The following is a 19,274-nucleotide window of genomic DNA, read 5'->3' on the forward strand; positions in this document are numbered from 1 at the left end:
ATGGATGATGTCGAAAAGAGTTGGAAGGAATTCAGGGAAAAGGTTCGAGGTGTGATCGAGGAGCATGGAGCTCCAGATGATCTCCGCTCATTTGACGCCTGGTACGCCGAAGAGATGCGTTTGGTGATGGCGCACAACTACCCAGCTCCGCACGTCTCTGACGTCACATGGTCGGCGGAGTGTCTGCATGTCGAGTGTGAAGACCGCGAAGTGGTCGACCGTATGATGAATGCTATGGCGGAGGTTTCACACGATCTCAAAGAGGCGCGGGCCCGGAGGTCAGTGATGGGCAGTGTTGTCGACTGGAATGATATTCATGGAAGCGTCTTCAAGCAGCTTGGTGAGTATCGTGCCGGGTGGGTGGAGCAGCTTACGCTTGCACTTGAGAAAGTGAAGAGGTTGATCGACGAGCAGCCCGACCTGTTTGGTGATGAACACCCGTCCATCGTTCAGATCAAACAGAAATTGGGAGGCTTGCGCGTCTATGAGGGCCCAGGCTGCAACCAGGCTACGAGTGAAGAGATTCAATGGCGTGTCGCTCAGATTGAGCAAACCTGTGAAGGTTGTTCTAATTCTGCCCAACGCCAGACCATCCTTGGGTTTGTGACGACGCTTTGCAGCTGGTGCTACAATGATGCTCTGCGGCGGCGATTTGAGGGCGCCGAAGAATCCTGGCCCGACAGCCTGAGGCTGGACATTGTGAAAAACTATCCAGACCTCGTTTCTCCGGATTGCGCATCTCTTGTTCCTGCTGTCGGAAAGGGCTGGCTCGTGATGATTTCGCAAGCACTCCACAAGCTTTCCTTCAGTCAGGATTTCAGGGCACTGGACCCTGGAACTATTCAGATCTCGGATATTAAGAAAGGCCAGGATGGCAAGATTTCCATCGGTTTCAGTCAATACCACGATCTCATTCAGGAGTACGCTGACTGGATGGAATTTCGATGCGGTGTGACGTGTGAAGAGTGTGGCCACGTTGGTGACATCGTTCGGACAGCCGACAGGTCTCAAGTGACTTGTTCTCACTGCTACTGTACTCGGGAGAAGTCTGATGGGTGATGACGACGACGTTGAACTGGATGAACAAACCTTGCGTTTGCTTAGGCTTCGGGAGGCTGAAATTTCGGCCGGTCGAGCAAAACTTACCAAGCCGATTACCTCGGATGAGATCCGGTCGCGAAAGTTGCCTGATCCGAAGGGTAAGCCAGATGAGTGACGAGACTACAGAAAAGGAAATCCCAATTTTCGTAATCTGCGAGACTTTGGTGAACGGCAAACATCGAGAGATTAAAGGAAAAGAGATCACTGTAAAACCAAACAAGATCTTAGTCTTGACGATCAGTGTCGAGGATGTTGAGCGATGACAGATGATTTTTCAGAAGAAGAGATCCTCGTGCGCCCGTTACAGGATGTTCCTCTGGATGACTTGATCGCAGAGTTGCAAGCTCGTCGCAAAGAAGGTCCGGAGGTCTGGCTTGCATTGCGCAAAATGATTTTCGAGCAAATCGCCGATTTTGCACAGCGTCCGGCCGACGCGCCCAAATGGCGGGATGAATGGGTCAAAGAGAACACCTGGGATCTAGTGACTGACGACGATGATGTCGAGATCACTGATGGTAGCGGCAACGTGTTCGACGACCTCGGGATTGAAGACCCGAGGAAGAAGACTTAGTGATGGGGCCCGAGCATTTCAGCTTGATCTTATCCGCCGTGATCATTGTCGCATTGGCGATCTACGTCAGACACATCGTCTACACCGCTGGAAAAGATCGCGAAGTCGATCCAGAGCGAGTGCAAAGGATCATGCGAGATCTGGACTACAGCCACTTGGACCGAGTGATGAACCGGCGAAGGAAGGGGTAGCGGGATGTTGAAGGTGGTTGTCTATGTTGGTGATCAAGAGGTCGCCCGAGCTGTGGCTGAGAACGATTCAGAACTCGCGGACGTGTCCGATTACAATATCCGGATGAACGAACGTGCTGCCGAGCGGTTTGGCATTCAAGAAAAAGGTCTAGGCGGCCGGATTAAGGGCCACCCTCGAAATCAGACGGTCTGGAGGCTCGTCCGCAAGATCGCAGACCTTTGGCTTGCGGGGACCGGCGCGGGCGAAGAAAGCGTTGAGGCAGAGCTGCTGCCGATGATCCGCAAGTCTATCCGCGAACTAGATGAGAGGGTCGAAAAGGAATCGAACCAGAGCGAAGACTGGAATGCTGTGATCAAGCAGATTTCTGATGACGAGCCGTATTCCCTAGGCTTCTACGCTGACAAATTTGAGTCGTGGACAGCGGACGAGATTGAAACTCTTCGATGTGATGTGGTTGAATCAGCCACAGAGGAAGAACTAATGGCCGAGGTCGAACGCCGGCGAAGAGCTGGTCTACTGCCCAAGGAGGCCTCGAATGATGGCTTCTCAGATATGGTTGATGATCTCTGGGGCAAGCTCGATACAGACCCAGACCGCTAGTACAGCTTACCTGCCGCTCTTAACCAATATTTGACATAAGAAGTCTATGGCGACTGTCGTCGTAGTAGTGCGTGCTTCTTCTAAGCTCCTCTCCTGCTAGGAACCAAAGCGCCCCAGATAAGCATTTCGCCAGCACTGCTCTGCGGAACTATGTACCACCAGTCTCTACTATGAGTATGGTTGACCGCAACCAGCCCTAGCCGGACATTCCAAACTGAACTTTGCAAATCCCGACAAGCGGACGAAACGGTCTTTGTTACGTCACCCGAGTAGCAGAGTAGTAAATCACACGGGCAGGAACCTTGATGCCGTCCTCGGCGGCGAAGACGCCAAAACCATTGATCATACTTGCCGCGACGGAATCCAATATGGCGTTTTCGGCGTCTGGGTGGGCAAACATGGAAATGGCCCCGCGAAATGGACCTATTGCGAGCATCATCGCCGTAATGTCCGCCGCAGCACCAATCGGTGTTAGGTGGGTATCGACTTCCTCGGCCGAAACATGTTCAAAGCCGGTTTCAGATAATAGGCTCGTTACCATCTCGATATTGGCGAAAGCCATTGGTCCGGGGGCCGACGGGTCGGGCTTGGGCATCTCCGGCAACGCCTCAGCCAAAGCCCGCCCGGGAACCGAGAACCAAGGGTTGTGCTGCGGACCTGCCCAAGTGACAAACACCATTCGACCACCTGGAGAAAGGGCCTTGCCTATGTTTGCGAAGGCTGACTTCGGCTCTCCAAAAAACATGGTTCCGAATAATGATATGACAGAGTCACAGTTGGCGCGACTAAAGTCATAGTGCTGCGCGTCACCCTGAACCGGCTCCACACGAGCCAGGTTACGGGCACGTTCACTGACACGAGCAACAAATGCCTCAGCAATGTCGAATGCAATCACGCTTCCATCGGGACCAACTTGATCCGCGGCATCGAGTGAAAGGGCGCCAGAGCCGCAACCAAGATCGAGTACCCTCTCGCCAGCCTTAAGTGCCGCTCGTTCAAGCAACCCATCCTTTACGGGACTATGCGCCTTTTCGATTGGCTCCTCATGGTCGATCCATGGATGCGCAAGAGCGTTCCAGTCCATCTAGGCTCCCCCCCAAGCGTCTCGCCTGCGTAATCTTGCTGGATATCTTTTAACAAAGCAATCGTTGCGTCCTAATCCGCTTCGGGCTCAGAGCGGACCTTCGCTACCCACTGCGAGTCTCTGAGGTAGCCCGCATTTAAGCGTGAATAAGTTCACGGTGTTTTAGATCGCGATGCTTTAGGCAAACTGCATGCGGATCAAGATTCCTAGGCAAAATAGAAAGTGGCTAACGCTGGTTTTGTTCGGCGGCATCGCAACTTTCATGTTGTTCGGCGGTGAGTTTACGGGTTCTCCTGACAGCTGCCGCATAAAGTGCTTTACGTACACAATCCAAGAGTGGTCGGATTACGGATACAGGGGCTATGTCATAACGGGCCTCTATTTAGCCGCGGTTTTTGGCTTCCTTTGGGACCATCTGTGAGTTGAGCGAACCGCCCCAAGGGGGGATATTTGCATCGCGCAGGCAGCAGACGTTAACAAAAAATTCGAATGACCGCTCTGCGGACATTCCCGACCTTCGTTGCTCTCAGACCAACGGCAGCTCTCGAGGGGCACAGCAAATATGATTGATTGTGAGCGCCAACACCCCTTCAGCCGAAAAGCGAGAGCGGCCTCCGCTTAGAAAGACCGGTTACGCCCGATATCAGGACAGCGACTTGACGAGGAGAACCCAGTTTTCTGTTTCGGTCGCCCAGCCGTCTTTTACGCATGGGGCTTTGTCCAACTTAGTGTATCCCTTTCGCTCGTATAAACGTCTGGCTCCCACGTTTTCATCGGCAACAATAACACTCATAGTGTTGTGTCCTGCATCGCGGGCTATCTCGTCGGCGACTTCAAGTATTTTTGAACCAAGTCCCTGACCACGGGTCTCTGGGTAGCAAGCCAGAACATTGACATACCAACTGTCCAACGCTTTGTTTTCCAGCTCGTGCAAGGGACGGAACAAGGCTGGGAAGTCATCTCCAATTTCTTCTGGTTCAGGTCCGATCCCATAGCCTGTAAGACCGGCAACCGCCCCGTTGCCAAAGTCAACTACGACCACTTGCCCCTCTCGTGCCTTTTCAGCCTGTCGCGCGCGACCGACCGCCAGGCATCCTCGCCATCTTGTGCCAACCCAGTCCAGACATGGAGCGGCAGGCCTTCGCCTGCAAAGTTCACCAAGTCCGCAAGTGCATGGGCATCAGCTTCAACGGCTAGTCGCAAAGGCTTTTCAAGTGGTATCACTTCTCTCACTCCAACGAGTTTAAAGTTTAATAGACATCTCATGCCAAGTCATTCCTCCATGGTCGGAAGTCGATGGCTGTAAATAACTGTATCCAAACCCCTCGTAGAGTGGGATGTGATGCTCTTTGCACATGAGGTGGATTGTCGACTTACCCATCCTTTTCATGCGCTCCACGAATTCGACCATCATTGACCGTGACAGACCCTTGCCCTGATGCGCGGAATCAACAACAACGGACATTATTACGACGTTTGGTGCGTCGGGGTCATGTCCGACAAGCTCCTTAAATTCCTCATCAGACATTTCGACTTCATGGGCACATCCGCAATTTATAAAGCCAACAATCTCGCCTTTTTCCTCAAGAACGAGGAAACCATCGGGATAGACCTCGATCCTCCTGAAAATCTTTTCGAAGGTTGCTGCTTCGTCGCCTTCATAGGCAGCAGTTTCGATCTCAAAGCACCGAGCTGCGTCGGAAGGTTTGGCGTTTCGGAATTCGTTCATGCGCCTACACTATTCGTGATGCATTGAGTTGCAAAGCTGCCGTTCGTATCCTCGCAGTATTCCGGAGGTATGGGCTCAATATTGCCGTTCTTTGCGGTTTGCATGGTTGGCGGGTCGCAGCCCTAACCGGACACTCCCAACTAAACTTTGCAAATCCCCATAAGCGGGACAAAGCTACTGGTGAACCTTTCGCAAAAATGCCTCTTATCTGACGCCTAGCAGTTTTTCACTCAGACCCGCGCGGCGATCAATTCGGCAGCTTTTTCAGCAATCATAATCACCGGCGCGTTGGGATGTCCGGTGTTCATTTGCGGCATCACAGACGCATCGGCAACACTCAACCCTTCAAGCCCGTGCACCTTCAAGTCGGGAGCAACGACGCAATCATCGCTTTGCCCCATCCTGCAACTGCCAACGGGATGAAAAGACGTCGACGAAATCTCGCGGATGTCCGCAAGAAGTTCTTCGTCGCTCTGGGCGTCCGCCCCCGGAGATATCTCAACTGGATTGAGCTTCGCAAAAGCTTCCTGTGACACAATCTTCCGCGCTTCTTTGATGATCGCGCGCATCAGATCGACGTCCGCCGGATCGCTAAGATATCCAGGATCGATAATGGGCCGATCCAATGGGTCGCTTGATGCAATCGTCACACGCCCTCGGCTCCAAGGACGGGTCGGAAAACCAGAGATTGTGAAACCGTGGCGATCCGGTGGGCGATACTCCGGGGCTCCCAAGCTTATGAAATATGGGATCATAAGCAGTTCTATATCGGGAATATCGACATGAGGTCCGGATCTCAGAAATGCACCAGACTCAAAGTGGTTCGTTGTCAGGGGCCCGCGCGACTCCTCTGAGTAGAGGCGCTCAACTTCCGCAGTTTGCTCAGAGCTTCGGCCAAAGAAGGTCAAGGGTTGATCGATTTCCCAACGGGCGCGGTAATGAAAATGATCCTGCAGATTTTCGCCCACACCGGGCAGGTCATGCTTCACCGGGACGCCGACATTGTTCAACAGGTCTGCTGGGCCAATTCCTGAGAGTTGCAGGATCTGTGGTGAACCTATGGCACCCGCCGCCAAGACGGTTTCCTGTGCTGTTGCATTGTTCAGTTCGCCCTTGGCGACATAATTCACACCGGTCACAGAACTGCCCTCAAGTTGCAACGACATGACAGTCGCGCCAGTCACAACGGTCAAGTTGGGACGCCCCATCGCTGCGGAGAGGTATGTCTGCGCGGTGCCGCCCCGCCGGTTATCCTGCAAAGTCGCGGGGAAATAACCGCAGCCGTCCAATTCCGTGCCATTCAGATCGCCATTAAACGGAATCCCGGCCTGCTGGCAGGCTTGGATAAATGTCTCGGTCAAGGGCGACCGCTCGCCTGGCTTAGTCACAGTTAGCGGACCACTGTCTCCATGGATCGAAGGATCTCCATCGACTTCCCAATTCTCAGCCTTCTTGAAATAGGGCAGCACATCGTCCCATCCCCAGCCCTTAGCACCCATTTGGGACCACGTGTTGTAGTCTTTCGGATGCCCGCGCAGGTAAATCATGTAATTGATCGAACCAGTGCCGCCGATACATCGACCGCGCGGATAGGCGATCTGGCGCCCTGAAAGTTCACCCTGCGGGGCGGTTCGAAAGGCCCAATCGAAGCGTGTATTAGTGAGCGCGCCAAATTTTGCGGGTGTGGAAACTCGGGGGTCGTCGTTCGATCCACCGGCCTCTAATAGCAAAACGGAACGCTTTACATCTTCGGTCAAACGAGCGGCGAGCACGCATCCTGCGCTTCCGGCGCCAACGATAATAACGTCAAAACTATCCGTCATGACAAAACCCCAAACTACCAATCCGGAAAGAGTGGCGGACAGTCTGCCCTTTATCAAGCAACACATTTTGCGGAGGTTGGGTATGTCCGCTTTGGGCTCAGTGGTTTTGTTCTGATTTGGTGGACACCTAGAATAGACGCAGACAGCGTCGGGAGGTGTCGAATGACGAAGCCGAAGCGATACAAGCGGTACAGCGCGGAGTTCAAACGAGAAGCTCTGCGCCGGGCTGCGGAAGAAGGGATGACGGATAAGGCTGTCTGCGATGAGCTGGGTATCAGCACCCGACAGTTTCGACGATGGCAAGGTGAGATAGCGTTGCTGGGCCAGGATGCGTTCCCCGGCCATGGTCGTGCACGCGACGAAGAGATGGCTGCGCTGAAGCGCGAGCTGGCCAAGGTCAAGAAGGAGCGTGATTTCCTAAAGGAAGCGGCGGCGTACTTCGCCAGGCTGTCGAAGTGAAGTACGCCTGTATCAATCTCCGGCGTGGCCATTATCCAGTGCGCATGATGTGCAGGCTGTTGGGTATTTCAGCCAGCGGATACTACGCTTGGCGCACACGTCCGGAGAGCACCCGTGCAAAACAGGACAGAGAATTGATGCCGAAGATCAGGCGGATCTTCGAAATCAGCAAGGGTGTCTACGGCAGTCCTCGGGTGCATGCCGAACTGGTGGCGGAAGGCGTCACAGTCGGGCGCAACAAGATTGCCCGCCTGATGCGCCTTGAACGGTTGAGGGGCTGTCCCAAACGCCGTTTCCGGGTCACGACGCGGCGCAACCCGGCCCATCCGGTTGCAAAGAACCTGTTGCAACGGAACTTTGAGGCGCGGCAACCGAACCAGAGATGGGCTGCTGACATGACGTATATCTCGACAAAGCAGGGCTGGCTCTACCTCGCGGTTGTAATGGATCTTTTCTCTCGCCGGATTGTGGGCTGGTCAATGAGCCAGCGGATGGGCCGGCACCTTGTGATTGGCGCCTTACGCATGGCCATTGAGGCGCGCCGACCGGGCGGGCATCTCATTCATCACTCTGACCGAGGCGCCCAGTACACCAGTGACGACTTTCGAGAGGAACTTGCCCGGCATGGCATCGAATGCAGCATGAGTGCGGCAGCGAATTGCTATGACAACGCCGTCGTCGAAAGCTTCTTCGGCGTTCTCAAACGCGAACGTGTAAACCGCGTACGCTACCGCACCAGAGATGAAGCACGTGCCGACCTGTTCGAGTATATTGAAGTGTTCTACAATCGAAAGCGTCGCCATGGATATCTTGGCAACGTAAGTCCAGCTGACTTCGAAGATCGGTCAGCCGGGTCCTTTCAAACCGTCCACTGAAACGGGGCAAAACGACAGAGCGGCCGTTCGCATTCATTGTCGCGGAGTCCGCATCCAGCCCAAAGCAGACCCACAGGCCGGAGAAGTCTTTGAGATCCATGTGGCATTTCTCCTGCGCGAATAAATTTGCGCTGATGCGCGTTTGTTTGCTGTTGTTGTCCAGGCATCTCATAACTGACGCGTTTGCGGTTTATCGCCTGCGTGCGAGTGAAGTACTTTGATCGGTCAAAAGTTGAAGACTGCCAATCAAAGCGCACTTATGATTGAAGGGCAGTGCTCTAAAGTTGTAGGACCCGTACAGGAACTATCTTAAATTGAGCGCGTACTTTGGAACGCGCAAACTTATGGGCAAATCGTGCAAAGTTATGCGCAAGTACCGCGCAGAGTTTTGGGCAAAGCTCCAAGATTTTCTTTAACGAAATCAATGTAAACAATGCAGCGTTATGAGCGCACCTACAGGCACTGTAGGTGCGCCCATAGCTTTGCATTTCGCCCAAAGAATTGCATTTTTGGCCCAAAACTTTGGGCGCATTAACCTTCAACTTTCTTGGTTCGAGGCTCCATATCTTCGGGTCTCATTCTTTGCCTGTTTCGCGCCATCGCCGTATTGCCGGGGAAGGTTTTCGGATGGCCGCTTCCAGCCCAAACCAGACATTCAGAGTCGGACTTTGCAAAGTCCGGCGGACGGAATAGGCGGACTTTCTTGCCTATTTGAAGATCATGCAAACTTCATTCAACTTGAGAACCGGTGTGGTAGCTTGGTCGAGTGAGTTCATGAGATCAGATCAGTCCAATTGGAGAACGACCATGCGTCATATCGAGTTATTTCGGATATTACCAAAAGCGACCATAGCCTTTGTGGCTTCAGTATCGATGGCCTGGGGATGCACTGGCATCATGTTGACAGGGCAGGATGGAAGCATCGTTCGCGCAAGGACCGCCGAATGGGGGCCGTTCGATCTTGAGACAAAGATCAACATTATTCCGCGAGGTTTCACTTATACCGCAGGCGAAATGCCAGATGGGCAAGACGGAGCAAACTGGACCGGCCGATTTGGAATGGTCGGTATCAGCATGTTGGATCATGGGGCTCCCGCAGATGGGATCAACGAAGCTGGGTTGACCGCCGGGTTGTTTTATCTGCCCGGCTTCACCGAGTATCAGGAGTACGACCCTGACCTTTCCGGCAACACGATTCCCGGCGATTTGCTCGCCAGCTATGTCCTTTCCCAATTTGAGACAGTTGAAGAGGCTGCCACAGGGTTGGCGAATGTCCGTGTCGTCGGGGTCGTGGATGAGACCTTAGGATTTCCATTCCCGTTTCATATGTTGGTTGCTGACCGGTTCGGCGGAAGGATCGTCGTCGAGTACATTGATGGTGACCTGACGGTTTTCGATGCCCCGCTTGGCGTGATCACCAATTCGCCAAACTACGATTGGCACATGACGAACCTAAACAACTATGTAAACCTGTCGGCTCTTGGGCTTCCCGAAGTTGAGGCAAGCGGCGTTACTTTCGCGCCCCTGGGCGCTGGGAGCGGTATGATAGGACTGCCAGGCGACTTCACACCCCCATCCCGGTTTGTCCGCGCAGTCGCCTTTTCCCAGACAGCGCGGGAGACGCAAGGTGGCTATGACACCGTACGCGAGGCATTCCGAATACTGGACAACTTCAACATTCCTGCCGATGCCGCTGAGGGCGCTCAAGACGATGTGCAGTCGGATGACCTACTTTACAGCGCAACACAGATCACAACCGCTGCGGACTCCCTGAACCTCGTTTACTACTATCACACGATGTACGACCGAACGGTGCACATGGTTGATATGAAGCAGATTGACTTCGGAGCTATGGGAGGCGAGATGATCGTCTTTGAAACCAGCGGTGATCGCGAACCAACGTTAATCGATGTGACCCCAACGAATTGACGTTTTACCACGTGGGCCGTGGCGGCATCACCGCTAGCTGCGGCCCAATAAAACTTCGGAATGGAGGGTTTACCGCTCCAGCGAGTTACCGGCGCTAGGCTCGAAGCCGCGTTCACCACTGTTCGCACTAGTGACTGGAGGCAGCCCGAAGCGGACCTTCGCAACCAAGCTTTGCTAACTCCGAAATACACAACGAAACGGCCAGTTGCAGAGGTTGTATCGGCGGTGGCAACCAACCATTCATGTCGTCGACTAACCTGTTCAACGTCGCACTACAACTTCTCCGAACTGATCCCACGAGGACCTAATCTTCGAAGCGTTCATTTGGCTCGACCACATTTACTTGCTTCGGAACTTGGTCGGTGTCATTCCGGTCTGACCTCGGAAAAAGCGAGTGAAATGGGACTTGTCAGAATAGCCGAGCATCAGTCCGATCTCTGCAATTGTCATCTGGTTTTGTTTGAGGTGCTCCTTGGCGACATCGATACGCAGCCGTTTGATTTCGCGCGGTAGCGTTGTGCGTTGTTTTTGAAGCGCTTTCAGAAACCGTTCCGGTTGTATTCCCAGCATTCCAGCCACCATCTCTGGTCCCAAATCGGTTTCATCCAGTTTGTCGCGTAAGACAGATCGCAAAGCTGCCACCACGGTTACTTCTTCATCTTGTCGAAGTGATGCTATGGGCTTGGCAGAACCCTCAGAGACGTGGTGCAAAAACAACCATTCCACAGGAAAACTAATTTGCATTCCGGGATCAGTCCCAAGGCCAACCTCGATCCCTTTGTAGTCGATAGGCAGCCCATTGATGTATCTGCTTTCCCATCGCACACGGGAAGAGTCCCAGGACTCTCCGACGACGGTCTGCAATAGGCGTACATAGATTGCGGCACCAAAACCGGTCACCTGAATGGGTGGGACGGTTGGTTCCTGTTGCCTCTCGATACGATAAGTCGCTTTGTCTGCTTCAATGACAAGGCTGTGCCGCACAGAATTGGACTCCTGCGGCACGAGCTCAACAAAGCGGGTAAAAAACTCGAACAGCGTTTTTGTAGATTGCAAGGCTTGAGCGAAGGGCGGCCATCCTTGTAGGTCAAACGCTTCCCCTACATTCAGTCCTAGGTATCGATCCCCTGATACTTCTGAGAAAGCATTTACCAAGCCGTAAACCAACTCGGAGTGAACGAACACGGATGGGTTAGTCATCAGTTCAGCTTTCAAGCCGACCTGATCCAATGCTGGTTGCGGATTGATCTTACGTTCGGTGAGATATTGCAGAAAGGGAGCGGCTAAAGAGAGGCGAACAAAGCCCTCGCTATGCTCTCGGGAGGTGGAGTTGAAAGGCAAGCTCATAACCCTTGTTGGATTAGCTTTAAGAAGTGGCCATTTTTGCAGTCACATTCGCACATCCTAATTCAAAAGGGGCAACCGAGCCAATGAATTCCAGACTATAGTTGGCAAAACATGAATATGAAGGGAGTACTTATGTCCGGCTTACGAATGTCTCTTTGCTCGACGGCAATTGTCGCGGCAGTTCTTTCTTTTTCGACGACCGCGCAGGCTCAGGATCAAGAAGAACCCCAAACGCTGTTTACCAACGTGCATGTCTTCGACGGTGTGAATGAGCAACGCATTGAGAATGCCAGTGTTCTGGTCGAGGGCAATCTGATCAAGTCCGTCTCAACCGATGCCATTGATGCGCCGAGTGCGAAGGTTATCGACGGTGGCGGACGCACTCTGACACCGGGCTTTATCGAGAATCACGCGCACCTGATGCTCATGGGGCCATCGATTGCCGAGATGGAAACCAACTCGACCTGGGAGGATTTCGCCATCCACGGGACACGGATGGCCGAAATGTACCTGATGCAGGGCTTCACGACCGTTCGCGATGCCGGGGGCGCTGGTGGCGGGCTGCGGCGTGCCATAGACGCAGGCCAGATCGTCGGCCCCCGCTTTTATCCTTCCGGCGCATTTCTCGGGACGCGCGGCGGCCATGCCGACTTCGCATCTTTCACATCTCCGCCGGGCGGGGTGACCAACTTTGGCACTCTGAATATGGCCCAACAGGTCAACGGTGTTGACGAAATTTACATGTATGGCCGCAACAACTTGCGCATGGGTGCCACGCAACTGAAGTTCATGCAATCAGGTGGGGTGATTTCGGCATTCGATCCATGGCAGTTGCTCGCCGGTTCGAAGGAAGAGATCGAGGCTGCTGTTCAGGTTGCCAACGAGTACGGCACCTATGTCATGGCACATTCCTACCGCAAAGAAGCGATCATCAATGCCCTGAATGCAGGGGTTAGAACCATTGAACACGGATTTCACTTTGACTGCGAAATTTCTGCTTTGATGAAAGAAAAAGGAGCGTACATCACGACGAACATCACGGCATTTGATCCGGGCCTTCTTGACGTTCCGTCCGTGAAAAACAACCCCAACAGTTTGAGGAAGGCCAAATCGGCCTCGGCGACCTTCGAAGCCTACATTCCAAGTATGAAGGAATGCCCGGCGCCGCGCGGTTTCCAAACCGATTGCGTCGGCTCGGTCGAAGCGTGCAACATCCAGATCGCCTACGAGAAACATCTGAATAACCATTTCTTCGGCCCCTATGCGTCGATGGTAACCCTAACTTCGGTAGGTGGCGAGATCGCGGCACTTAGCGGTGATTTCATGAACCCCTATCCGGAAGGCAAACTGGGTGTGATCGAAGAAGGCGCCTATGCCGACATCCTGCTGATAGACGGCAACCCCCTCGAAGACTTCTCTGTCGTTGGAACAGGCGATCAGTGGTTCGGTGCGGACCCGAGGCCGGACAGCCCGGAAACAATCCGCCTGATCATGAAGGACGGTGTGATCTACAAAAACACACTGGATTGACCAGATAAAGCAGCCGGAGAGCATTCATGCGAAATTGGTTTTGCTCCGCAGTATTCGCAGGGTTGGTTTTGTGCGGTTATGATGCTGCGGCGACGCCTGGAACCGCGTTGGACTGGGCAGATCTGCCAGATCCGTCTGCGCAGGTCTTTGAAGACCCCTATCGCGAACTTAGCGCCGAACAATTCGACGATGTCCTTTACGTCGTACGGCTGCGCGGCAGGTTACAGCAGGATAGTGGCAGCGAAGAAGAGAGGCAGAAATGGCAAGAGCTTCTGACCGAGACTGAGGATGCCTTGGCGGCTGATGGGATTGATGTCGACTGGCTACTCGATCAGCGAGAGGTCGTGACGGAGCGGCGAAGAAAGGCTGGAACGAGCGGAAACGCGCAATTCGACGGCCGAACAATCACACTCGCGGGCTTTGCCATTCCTGCTCCGAGCGATCCGGACGGCCGGCCTGTGGCGTATTTGGTGCCAGAAAGAGGGATGTGCAGCCACATGCCTCCACCTCCGCCTAACCAGATGATCCGTGTGCGGTTGAACGGGGACTGGGCGCCTAGCTATTTCCACGAACCCGTTCGGCTGACAGGCACGCTGACCATCGATCCTTCTGTTCAGAATATGATGGTTGTTGACGGCCTCATGCCTATGAATGCGACTTTCCAGCTAGAGACGGAACGTGTCGAAACTCTGGAAACCGAGGCAGACAGGTTGGAATGGCAGCAGCGTGCTGCTGATCGCATCCGCGCGGCGGGAAATCGCAAGACCGGTGGGGCACAGGCGTCAAAATGATAAGACTTCTGGTTGCCGCATTGAGCATTGCTTTTGCTGGCGCAGCGTCGGCTCAGGGACTATCCGGGCCATCTTCAGTCGAAGCTGATCTTGCGCCCGGAGACGGGCTCACCGATCCGCAATATCGTTCCGATTTTCCACGCAACATCGCACCGGGTTGGTTTCAGTGGAAAGACCGACTGGCTGAGGGTGGTTTTCGGTTCAACATTGACTACCTGGCATTGGGCCAAACCACGGATGCTGATCTGGGAACCGGCGAAGCAGCCAGCGGAATTGCGCGGTTCTACGGCAGTTGGCAGGCAACTGAACAGGGTTCTCTGACATTCAAGATCGAAGACCGGCACAGTTACACGGATGTTGCCCCGCAATTTCTCGGTCTGGATGGCGGAGCGCTTTCTATCACGGGGACAGCCTTCAACGATAATGGTTTGCTGCTGACCAACCTGTTCTGGACCCAAAGGGCCGAGGACGGCTCGTGGACGCTGCAAGTCGGGCAGATCGATGTAACGGACTTTGTGGATATCTATGGGTTGGTAAGCCCCTACAGTGGTTTTCAGAACCTGTCTTTCAACACCAATCCGACAATCAACGCGCCCAATCAAGGCCTTGGAATTGCTGGCGGGATAAAGCTGAGCGAAAACTTCTACGCTATTACGAGCATCTCAGACGCAAACGCCGACCCGTCCGATCCAAATTTTGATGTGTTTAGCGATGGCAATCTCTTCAAATCACTCGAGCTTGGGTACACGTCCGGCTTTGATCGCATCTATTTTGACAATGTCCATTTGACTCTCTGGCATGCGGATGCGGCTGACGATGGTAGCCGTCCAGAAGATTACGGCGCTGCGTTTTCTGCCGCATGGTTTGTTGACAATAAGTGGATGCCGTTCTTTCGGGCTGGGGCCTCGAAGGGGACCGCAGCGCTTTATGAACGGTCGATTTCTGCCGGTCTCGGTTACTATGGTCGCAACACCGATTTGGCCGGTCTGGGCCTAAACTGGGCCGAAGCAAGAGGCATAGATGGCGATCAGTTCACGCTTGAAGCTTTCTACCGTTTTTCAATCTCACCCGGATTGCAGATCACGCCATCGGTACAATTCATTTCCGACCCGCTTCTAAATCCCGATCAGGACCGGATTACCCTGTTCGGTCTAAGAACCCGGATCGTTTTCTAATGCGGGGTGAAGGCAGTCACTAAGGGGTGTGCCAAAGGGCAACTAAGAGAGATCAAGCGCGTGCCGGAATTTTCAACGCCGGTCGAATGAAGTTGGGAAGCAAAGGAACAATCTATGAAGATTGCATACGGAATTCTTGCAGCCTTAGCAGTTGTGTTTTTCATCCTTGGAGGCAGCGATGCCCATGCCAAAGACAACAAGGGTAAAAAGCCGAACAAGGGGGGCAAGAACGGTGATGTCAGCATTCAGATAGAAGACAAACCCGGCAAAGGCCCAAAAGCTGTACCACCTGGACAGATCAAGCGCTACACGCGCGGTGCCAAGCTCCCATCTGACCTGGAGTTCGAGGATATTGGGGACCTTTCCAAATGGAAGCTTGGGGAGCCGGGCAAAGGAAACCGCTACATTCTGGTCGATGACGAAGTCCTCGAAGTTACGAATGACCTGTCTACCGTGGTCGATGCCGTCGGCATCGTCGGTGATCTTCTCAACTAGACGAAAGTACGATGTTTCAGGGCAAGAACTACCTCGTTTGTCCTGACGCTGGCCGGGGCGATCATTTGTGAACCCCGGCCCAAGTTCAAAACCCGGATCCGAGGCGCTACGATGATAAAGGCCCTTCTTGTTCTTTTTGCGCTTGCTACCTTTTCGTCAGCACGCGCCCTACTCGCTCAGGAAAACGGTGCAACTGAAGTCCCGCAAACAATACGCTTTGAGGGCTATGTATAGCCCAGTCGCGAAGCAGAACTGTCGCCTTTGGTGGACAATGTGGTCAACCGGACTTTGCAAAGTCTGCTTTTCGCGCGCAACGGCTCGGAGAAAAAGCGTATGAGTACTCGCGACTGGGGCGGCGAAAACAACAGTATTCAGGCAGTTAACCCTTCGGCTCGCTTCACGTCCGCTAACTCAACTTGGTGAATAAAGATCAAGCACGGATAGCACACGTGAACGAGTCTCACGATCTTTCACAAAAAAACGTTCTACGACGCTGCGGGCAGGGAAGTCTGGCCAAGTGTCCAGCATTTCGACAATTGCCTTCTCCGCCCCCACAGTATTACCTGTTTCGTGATAGGCGGTGGCGAGCAAAAAGAGGCTTGGCGGACTCACAGGATGGCCTCGCTCTGCTGCTTTGGAAAAGGCATCGATGACTTCACTATAGTTCTCCAACATAAGTTGTGCAGCCCCATAGATGTTGTTGTATGCGAAACGACCCACGCCTAGTCGAGACCGTTGTGGATTAGAAACTTCGGCCATTAACACGGGATCATCTACAACTAGGGCCGTGATGCCTATCAGATCCAAAGTATGTCCGTCTTGAGGGCTAAGATCCAAGGCAATTCGGGCACGTCTAAGCGCTCCTTCACTATCTCCAGTCACAGCAAGGGTCCAGCCATGAGCGGCTTGCGACCAACCATCCAAGGGATCTAGCGTGGTAGCGCGTTCTGCCATTTCCAAAGCTTCAGCAACTAAAGCGGTTGAAGCGTCAGCATCGCTTGTCAGAAGTGACTTAAGTGTGAGCACCTGGGCCGAACCCGCATAACCTGCAGCAAGTTGCGGATCGAGGTCAATCACATACCGAAACGTTTCCAAGTTAATGGCTTGCCGTCGGAGGTCGAACAAAGGAAAAAACAATCCCCGTGTTTGCTCAGCTAAGTTTGCAGCCTGAACACTGGTGAATGACTTCTCCCGAAGCGCAGCCAATTCTGCGGGGTTTTTATTGGTTGCGAACTGTGTGTTCGATTGGGAACCGCGTAGTCCAAAATATCCTAGGACACATGCCAACAAAAGCGTTGTTCCGATGAGCGGTAACAGGAATTTGCGACGCCAGAAACCGCCAGAGTGCGATGATGCCGACTGGCTTTGCCCGCTAGTTGGCTTCGTCGCGACGGATGGTTCAAATTGTGGTCGATACCCCCCGGTTTGCATAGTTATGCGTAAAGGGTCTGATTTGCCCGCGTCACTGTAGTAGTTCTCCAAGGCACGCCTAAGGCGACGGGCCTCAACCCGAACGAGGTTTAGTGCCCCACCGGTCTCGTCAAGCTCCTTATCGTAGACATCTGTCGCGATAACTTTGCCCTTTATGGAGCGCCCGTGACCGTCAAGTTCCTGTTCGACAATGTATCTTAGGAAGGACTGCAGCCTGGGTGAGCCAGCAAACTCTGCGGATGAAAGGACCCGCTCAAGTGTTCGCCTAATTTCTCCAGCCTCTATCATTTCCCCAGACTCACATCCATTTTCTTATTTTTTTCAGTGTTTTAATAACCATCCCGCCTCTCTGAATCTAAGCTGAACTCACCCCTAGCTCACCGTAACTCACTTTCTTCCGCTCCACCCACCTTCTAACATATTGGCTAAAGTGAATACAAAAAGGCCACACTCAACCATGAACTGCAGGGAACTCCACGCCCTCATACCTGAGTATTCCGAGGCGGCTCTGTCCCGAGCGCTAAGGAACGAAAATGTACGTGAGGCGGTGGAAGACCTTGATGAAGTTCTTAAGCACGTAGCCCTCTCACCAGAAAAGTCTCCTGTACGAAAAGAATGGGAGACTGTTCGAGACGAGCTGCTGTCCGAAATTCGACGACTTACGCAGAGGCTCAGCGATGCTAGTTGATATCGGCGATGGTTAGGAAACGCAGGTCCTTGTCTTCAGGAACCAAGAAAAAACAAAAAACTGTGCACCAAAAAAACTCTCGGAGGATCCAAAAATGAGCCAATCACGCAACCCTTACGGGCAACGCCCCGGCGGTGGCATTACGCTGCCGGAGTATTTCCGGCCGACACCCGGCTGTACAAGCAACAACTTTTTCCCACCCAACGAGCTTTTGCCAAAAGGCGAGATGCGGATTTGTTTTCCGGGTAGCACGCCTTGGCCTCCGACGATGGTACAGTCCGGCACATGCATTGTCTTGGAGCTGGGGAACGGTACTCCATTCCCGCGCCGCCTGTTCTTTGATTTCGGCAATGGCTGCGTAAGGAATATTATTCAGCTTGGCATTTTGCCGCCGATGGTGCGCGACATCTTCATCAGCCACTTGCACGTCGACCACTATGCAGACTTGCCCTACTTCATGCCGTTCCGCGCATGGTCGGGAGGCTGGCGCAACGGTTTGCGCATTTTCGGCCCATCAGGTGACCGGCCAGAGACGGGCACCCAATATATGGTCGACAAGATGCATGAGATGATGACATGGCATCTTGAGAACTTTGACCACTGCCCGATTGGCGCCGGCTACGACACCGAAGTTGTTGAGTTCGACTACAAAGACGAAGGCGGTGTGGTTCTGGAAGAACCCGGTTTGAAAGTCACGCACTGGGCGCGAAGCCACGTGAAAAGCGGTGCGTCAGCATATCGCGTGGATTGGGAAGAAGCCGGATTGTCCTTTGTCTGGACAGGCGACGGGCGCCCTGATGAAAGCACAATCGAGTTTGCGAAAGGCTGCGATATTTTCGTGACCGAAGGACAAGCCGATCTACCGCAACTACTCAACTACAAATACGGCACGCCCAAAGAAGTTCTGGAATTCACTCTGGATACCTACCACACGCCTTACTATGCGGCGGGATATCTGATGAACGAAATTCAACCTCGGGCCGGTGTGATCTGCCACTACACCGAGGAATCGGCGGGCGAAGCCATCGCGGAAATTCGCGCGCATTGGGATGGTCTATTCCTCTTTGGTGGACCAGACACCAAGGTAATCAACGTCACAAAGGATCGTATCTGGGAACGTATGGCCCTGCGTCCGGAAATGCCGGCGATGCAGCCACCAGATCCCAGAACGATACCGTTCCCGGATGGCGAGATGCCGGATTACATTCAGATTCCGAAACCGCGTTTGCCGCGTGAGGAACAACAGGATGCCTTCCTGCGGGAACGGGAACTAGATCCGGCCCTCTACATGCCTGAGGACGTACTCCGTCCACTGACGCAGCACTACGACGAAGAAACTTTCCGCTTCGACCTCCACGCCCTGATTGCTGCGCGCGATCATACGGATTGATCTGATTATTGACTAAAAATAAGCGCCGCGTTTCTTAGCCACGCGGCGCGATCACAGTTCTTGC

The 19,274-nt window shown here is 53.5% G+C and carries 17 protein-coding genes; 11 read left to right on the plus strand and 6 right to left on the minus strand.

Features of this window, described 5'->3' with window-relative positions; genetic code table 11:
• The 4 genes from ACR0NF_RS07340 (at position 1) to ACR0NF_RS07355 (ending at position 2,464) form a co-directional block, all read left to right on the plus strand.
• A complete protein-coding gene (locus ACR0NF_RS07340; RefSeq protein WP_171208654.1) occupies positions 1-1,059 on the plus strand; it encodes a hypothetical protein in 1,059 nt (352 codons plus the stop codon).
• Entirely contained in the window at positions 1,052-1,216 is a 165-nt protein-coding gene (locus ACR0NF_RS07345; protein ID WP_170416179.1) for a hypothetical protein, read from the plus strand. The genes ACR0NF_RS07340 and ACR0NF_RS07345 overlap by 8 nt, the downstream gene beginning before the upstream one ends.
• A gap of 144 nt (positions 1,217-1,360) precedes the next feature.
• On the plus strand, positions 1,361-1,672 hold the full coding sequence (locus tag ACR0NF_RS07350) for a hypothetical protein (protein WP_171208653.1): 312 nt from the start codon (positions 1,361-1,363) through the stop codon (positions 1,670-1,672).
• Positions 1,673-1,915: 243 nt separating this feature from the next.
• Entirely contained in the window at positions 1,916-2,464 is a 549-nt protein-coding gene (locus ACR0NF_RS07355; RefSeq protein ID WP_480778007.1) for a hypothetical protein, read from the plus strand.
• 256 nt (positions 2,465-2,720) lie between these two features.
• Here ACR0NF_RS07355 and ACR0NF_RS07360 read toward each other — a convergent pair whose 3' ends face one another.
• The 4 genes from ACR0NF_RS07360 to ACR0NF_RS07375 form a co-directional block, all read right to left on the minus strand.
• Complete coding sequence (locus tag ACR0NF_RS07360; RefSeq protein ID WP_171208651.1) at positions 2,721-3,548, minus strand: class I SAM-dependent methyltransferase; 828 nt, start codon at positions 3,546-3,548, stop codon at positions 2,721-2,723.
• A gap of 643 nt (positions 3,549-4,191) precedes the next feature.
• Entirely contained in the window at positions 4,192-4,590 is a 399-nt protein-coding gene (locus ACR0NF_RS07365) for a GNAT family N-acetyltransferase (RefSeq protein ID WP_217352377.1), read from the minus strand.
• A gap of 201 nt (positions 4,591-4,791) precedes the next feature.
• Positions 4,792-5,277, minus strand: a complete 486-nt coding sequence (locus ACR0NF_RS07370) for a GNAT family N-acetyltransferase (protein WP_171208650.1) — start codon at positions 5,275-5,277, stop codon at positions 4,792-4,794.
• A gap of 230 nt (positions 5,278-5,507) precedes the next feature.
• A complete protein-coding gene (locus tag ACR0NF_RS07375) occupies positions 5,508-7,166 on the minus strand; it encodes a GMC family oxidoreductase (protein ID WP_480778008.1) in 1,659 nt (552 codons plus the stop codon).
• Positions 7,167-7,262: 96 nt separating this feature from the next.
• On the opposite strand from ACR0NF_RS07375, the gene ACR0NF_RS07380 reads away from it, so the two are divergent.
• Both ACR0NF_RS07380 and ACR0NF_RS07385 read left to right on the plus strand, forming a co-directional pair.
• Positions 7,263-8,434 (plus strand): IS3 family transposase gene (locus ACR0NF_RS07380; protein ID WP_171208648.1). Its coding sequence is split into 2 segments (ribosomal slippage): positions 7,263-7,527 and positions 7,527-8,434, totalling 1,173 coding nucleotides; the frame shifts between segments, so codons are not numbered across the junction.
• A gap of 807 nt (positions 8,435-9,241) precedes the next feature.
• Positions 9,242-10,363, plus strand: coding sequence for a linear amide C-N hydrolase (locus tag ACR0NF_RS07385; protein WP_170334764.1), 1,122 nt, complete (start codon positions 9,242-9,244; stop codon positions 10,361-10,363).
• Between the two features lie 339 nt (positions 10,364-10,702).
• Here the strand turns inward: ACR0NF_RS07385 and ACR0NF_RS07390 are convergent, their stop codons facing one another.
• Positions 10,703-11,710 (minus strand): helix-turn-helix domain-containing protein, encoded by a 1,008-nt coding sequence (locus tag ACR0NF_RS07390; protein ID WP_480778009.1) that lies wholly within the window; start codon positions 11,708-11,710, stop codon positions 10,703-10,705.
• 132 nt (positions 11,711-11,842) lie between these two features.
• Here ACR0NF_RS07390 and ACR0NF_RS07395 point away from each other — a divergent pair, with 132 nt between their 5' ends.
• The 4 genes from ACR0NF_RS07395 (at position 11,843) to ACR0NF_RS07410 (ending at position 15,701) form a co-directional block, all read left to right on the plus strand.
• Positions 11,843-13,240 (plus strand): amidohydrolase family protein, encoded by a 1,398-nt coding sequence (locus ACR0NF_RS07395; RefSeq protein ID WP_170367314.1) that lies wholly within the window; start codon positions 11,843-11,845, stop codon positions 13,238-13,240.
• Between the two features lie 26 nt (positions 13,241-13,266).
• Positions 13,267-14,031 carry a DUF3299 domain-containing protein gene (locus ACR0NF_RS07400; RefSeq protein WP_170367313.1) on the plus strand — a complete coding sequence of 255 codons (765 nt, stop codon included), beginning with the start codon at positions 13,267-13,269 and terminating at the stop codon, positions 14,029-14,031.
• Positions 14,028-15,206, plus strand: coding sequence for a carbohydrate porin (locus ACR0NF_RS07405; RefSeq protein WP_480471072.1), 1,179 nt, complete (start codon positions 14,028-14,030; stop codon positions 15,204-15,206). The genes ACR0NF_RS07400 and ACR0NF_RS07405 overlap by 4 nt, the downstream gene beginning before the upstream one ends.
• 114 nt (positions 15,207-15,320) lie before the next feature.
• Positions 15,321-15,701 carry a hypothetical protein gene (locus ACR0NF_RS07410; RefSeq protein ID WP_170337130.1) on the plus strand — a complete coding sequence of 127 codons (381 nt, stop codon included), beginning with the start codon at positions 15,321-15,323 and terminating at the stop codon, positions 15,699-15,701.
• Between the two features lie 411 nt (positions 15,702-16,112).
• Here ACR0NF_RS07410 and ACR0NF_RS07415 read toward each other — a convergent pair whose 3' ends face one another.
• Entirely contained in the window at positions 16,113-17,183 is a 1,071-nt protein-coding gene (locus ACR0NF_RS07415; RefSeq protein WP_480471052.1) for a tetratricopeptide repeat protein, read from the minus strand.
• Between the two features lie 731 nt (positions 17,184-17,914).
• Between ACR0NF_RS07415 and gntH the strand changes: the two genes are divergently transcribed.
• A complete protein-coding gene (gene gntH / locus ACR0NF_RS07420) occupies positions 17,915-19,210 on the plus strand; it encodes a guanitoxin biosynthesis MBL fold metallo-hydrolase GntH (protein WP_152456705.1) in 1,296 nt (431 codons plus the stop codon).
• Positions 19,211-19,274 lie beyond the last annotated feature (64 nt).

The sequence above is a fragment of the Ruegeria sp. CF4 genome (assembly GCF_056537345.1).

Coding starts and splice junctions, on each gene's coding strand:
- ACR0NF_RS07340 (WP_171208654.1), top strand. CDS start 1: ATGGATGATGTCGAAAAGAGTTGGAAGGAATTCAGGGAAAAGGTTCGA.
- ACR0NF_RS07345 (WP_170416179.1), top strand. CDS start 1,052: ATGGGTGATGACGACGACGTTGAACTGGATGAACAAACCTTGCGTTTG.
- ACR0NF_RS07350 (WP_171208653.1), top strand. CDS start 1,361: ATGACAGATGATTTTTCAGAAGAAGAGATCCTCGTGCGCCCGTTACAG.
- ACR0NF_RS07360 (WP_171208651.1), bottom strand. CDS start 3,548: ATGGACTGGAACGCTCTTGCGCATCCATGGATCGACCATGAGGAGCCA.
- ACR0NF_RS07370 (WP_171208650.1), bottom strand. CDS start 5,277: ATGAACGAATTCCGAAACGCCAAACCTTCCGACGCAGCTCGGTGCTTT.
- ACR0NF_RS07375 (WP_480778008.1), bottom strand. CDS start 7,166: ATGTGTTGCTTGATAAAGGGCAGACTGTCCGCCACTCTTTCCGGATTG.
- ACR0NF_RS07385 (WP_170334764.1), top strand. CDS start 9,242: ATGCGTCATATCGAGTTATTTCGGATATTACCAAAAGCGACCATAGCC.
- ACR0NF_RS07390 (WP_480778009.1), bottom strand. CDS start 11,710: ATGAGCTTGCCTTTCAACTCCACCTCCCGAGAGCATAGCGAGGGCTTT.
- ACR0NF_RS07395 (WP_170367314.1), top strand. CDS start 11,843: ATGTCCGGCTTACGAATGTCTCTTTGCTCGACGGCAATTGTCGCGGCA.
- ACR0NF_RS07400 (WP_170367313.1), top strand. CDS start 13,267: ATGCGAAATTGGTTTTGCTCCGCAGTATTCGCAGGGTTGGTTTTGTGC.
- ACR0NF_RS07405 (WP_480471072.1), top strand. CDS start 14,028: ATGATAAGACTTCTGGTTGCCGCATTGAGCATTGCTTTTGCTGGCGCA.
- ACR0NF_RS07410 (WP_170337130.1), top strand. CDS start 15,321: ATGAAGATTGCATACGGAATTCTTGCAGCCTTAGCAGTTGTGTTTTTC.
- gntH (WP_152456705.1), top strand. CDS start 17,915: ATGAGCCAATCACGCAACCCTTACGGGCAACGCCCCGGCGGTGGCATT.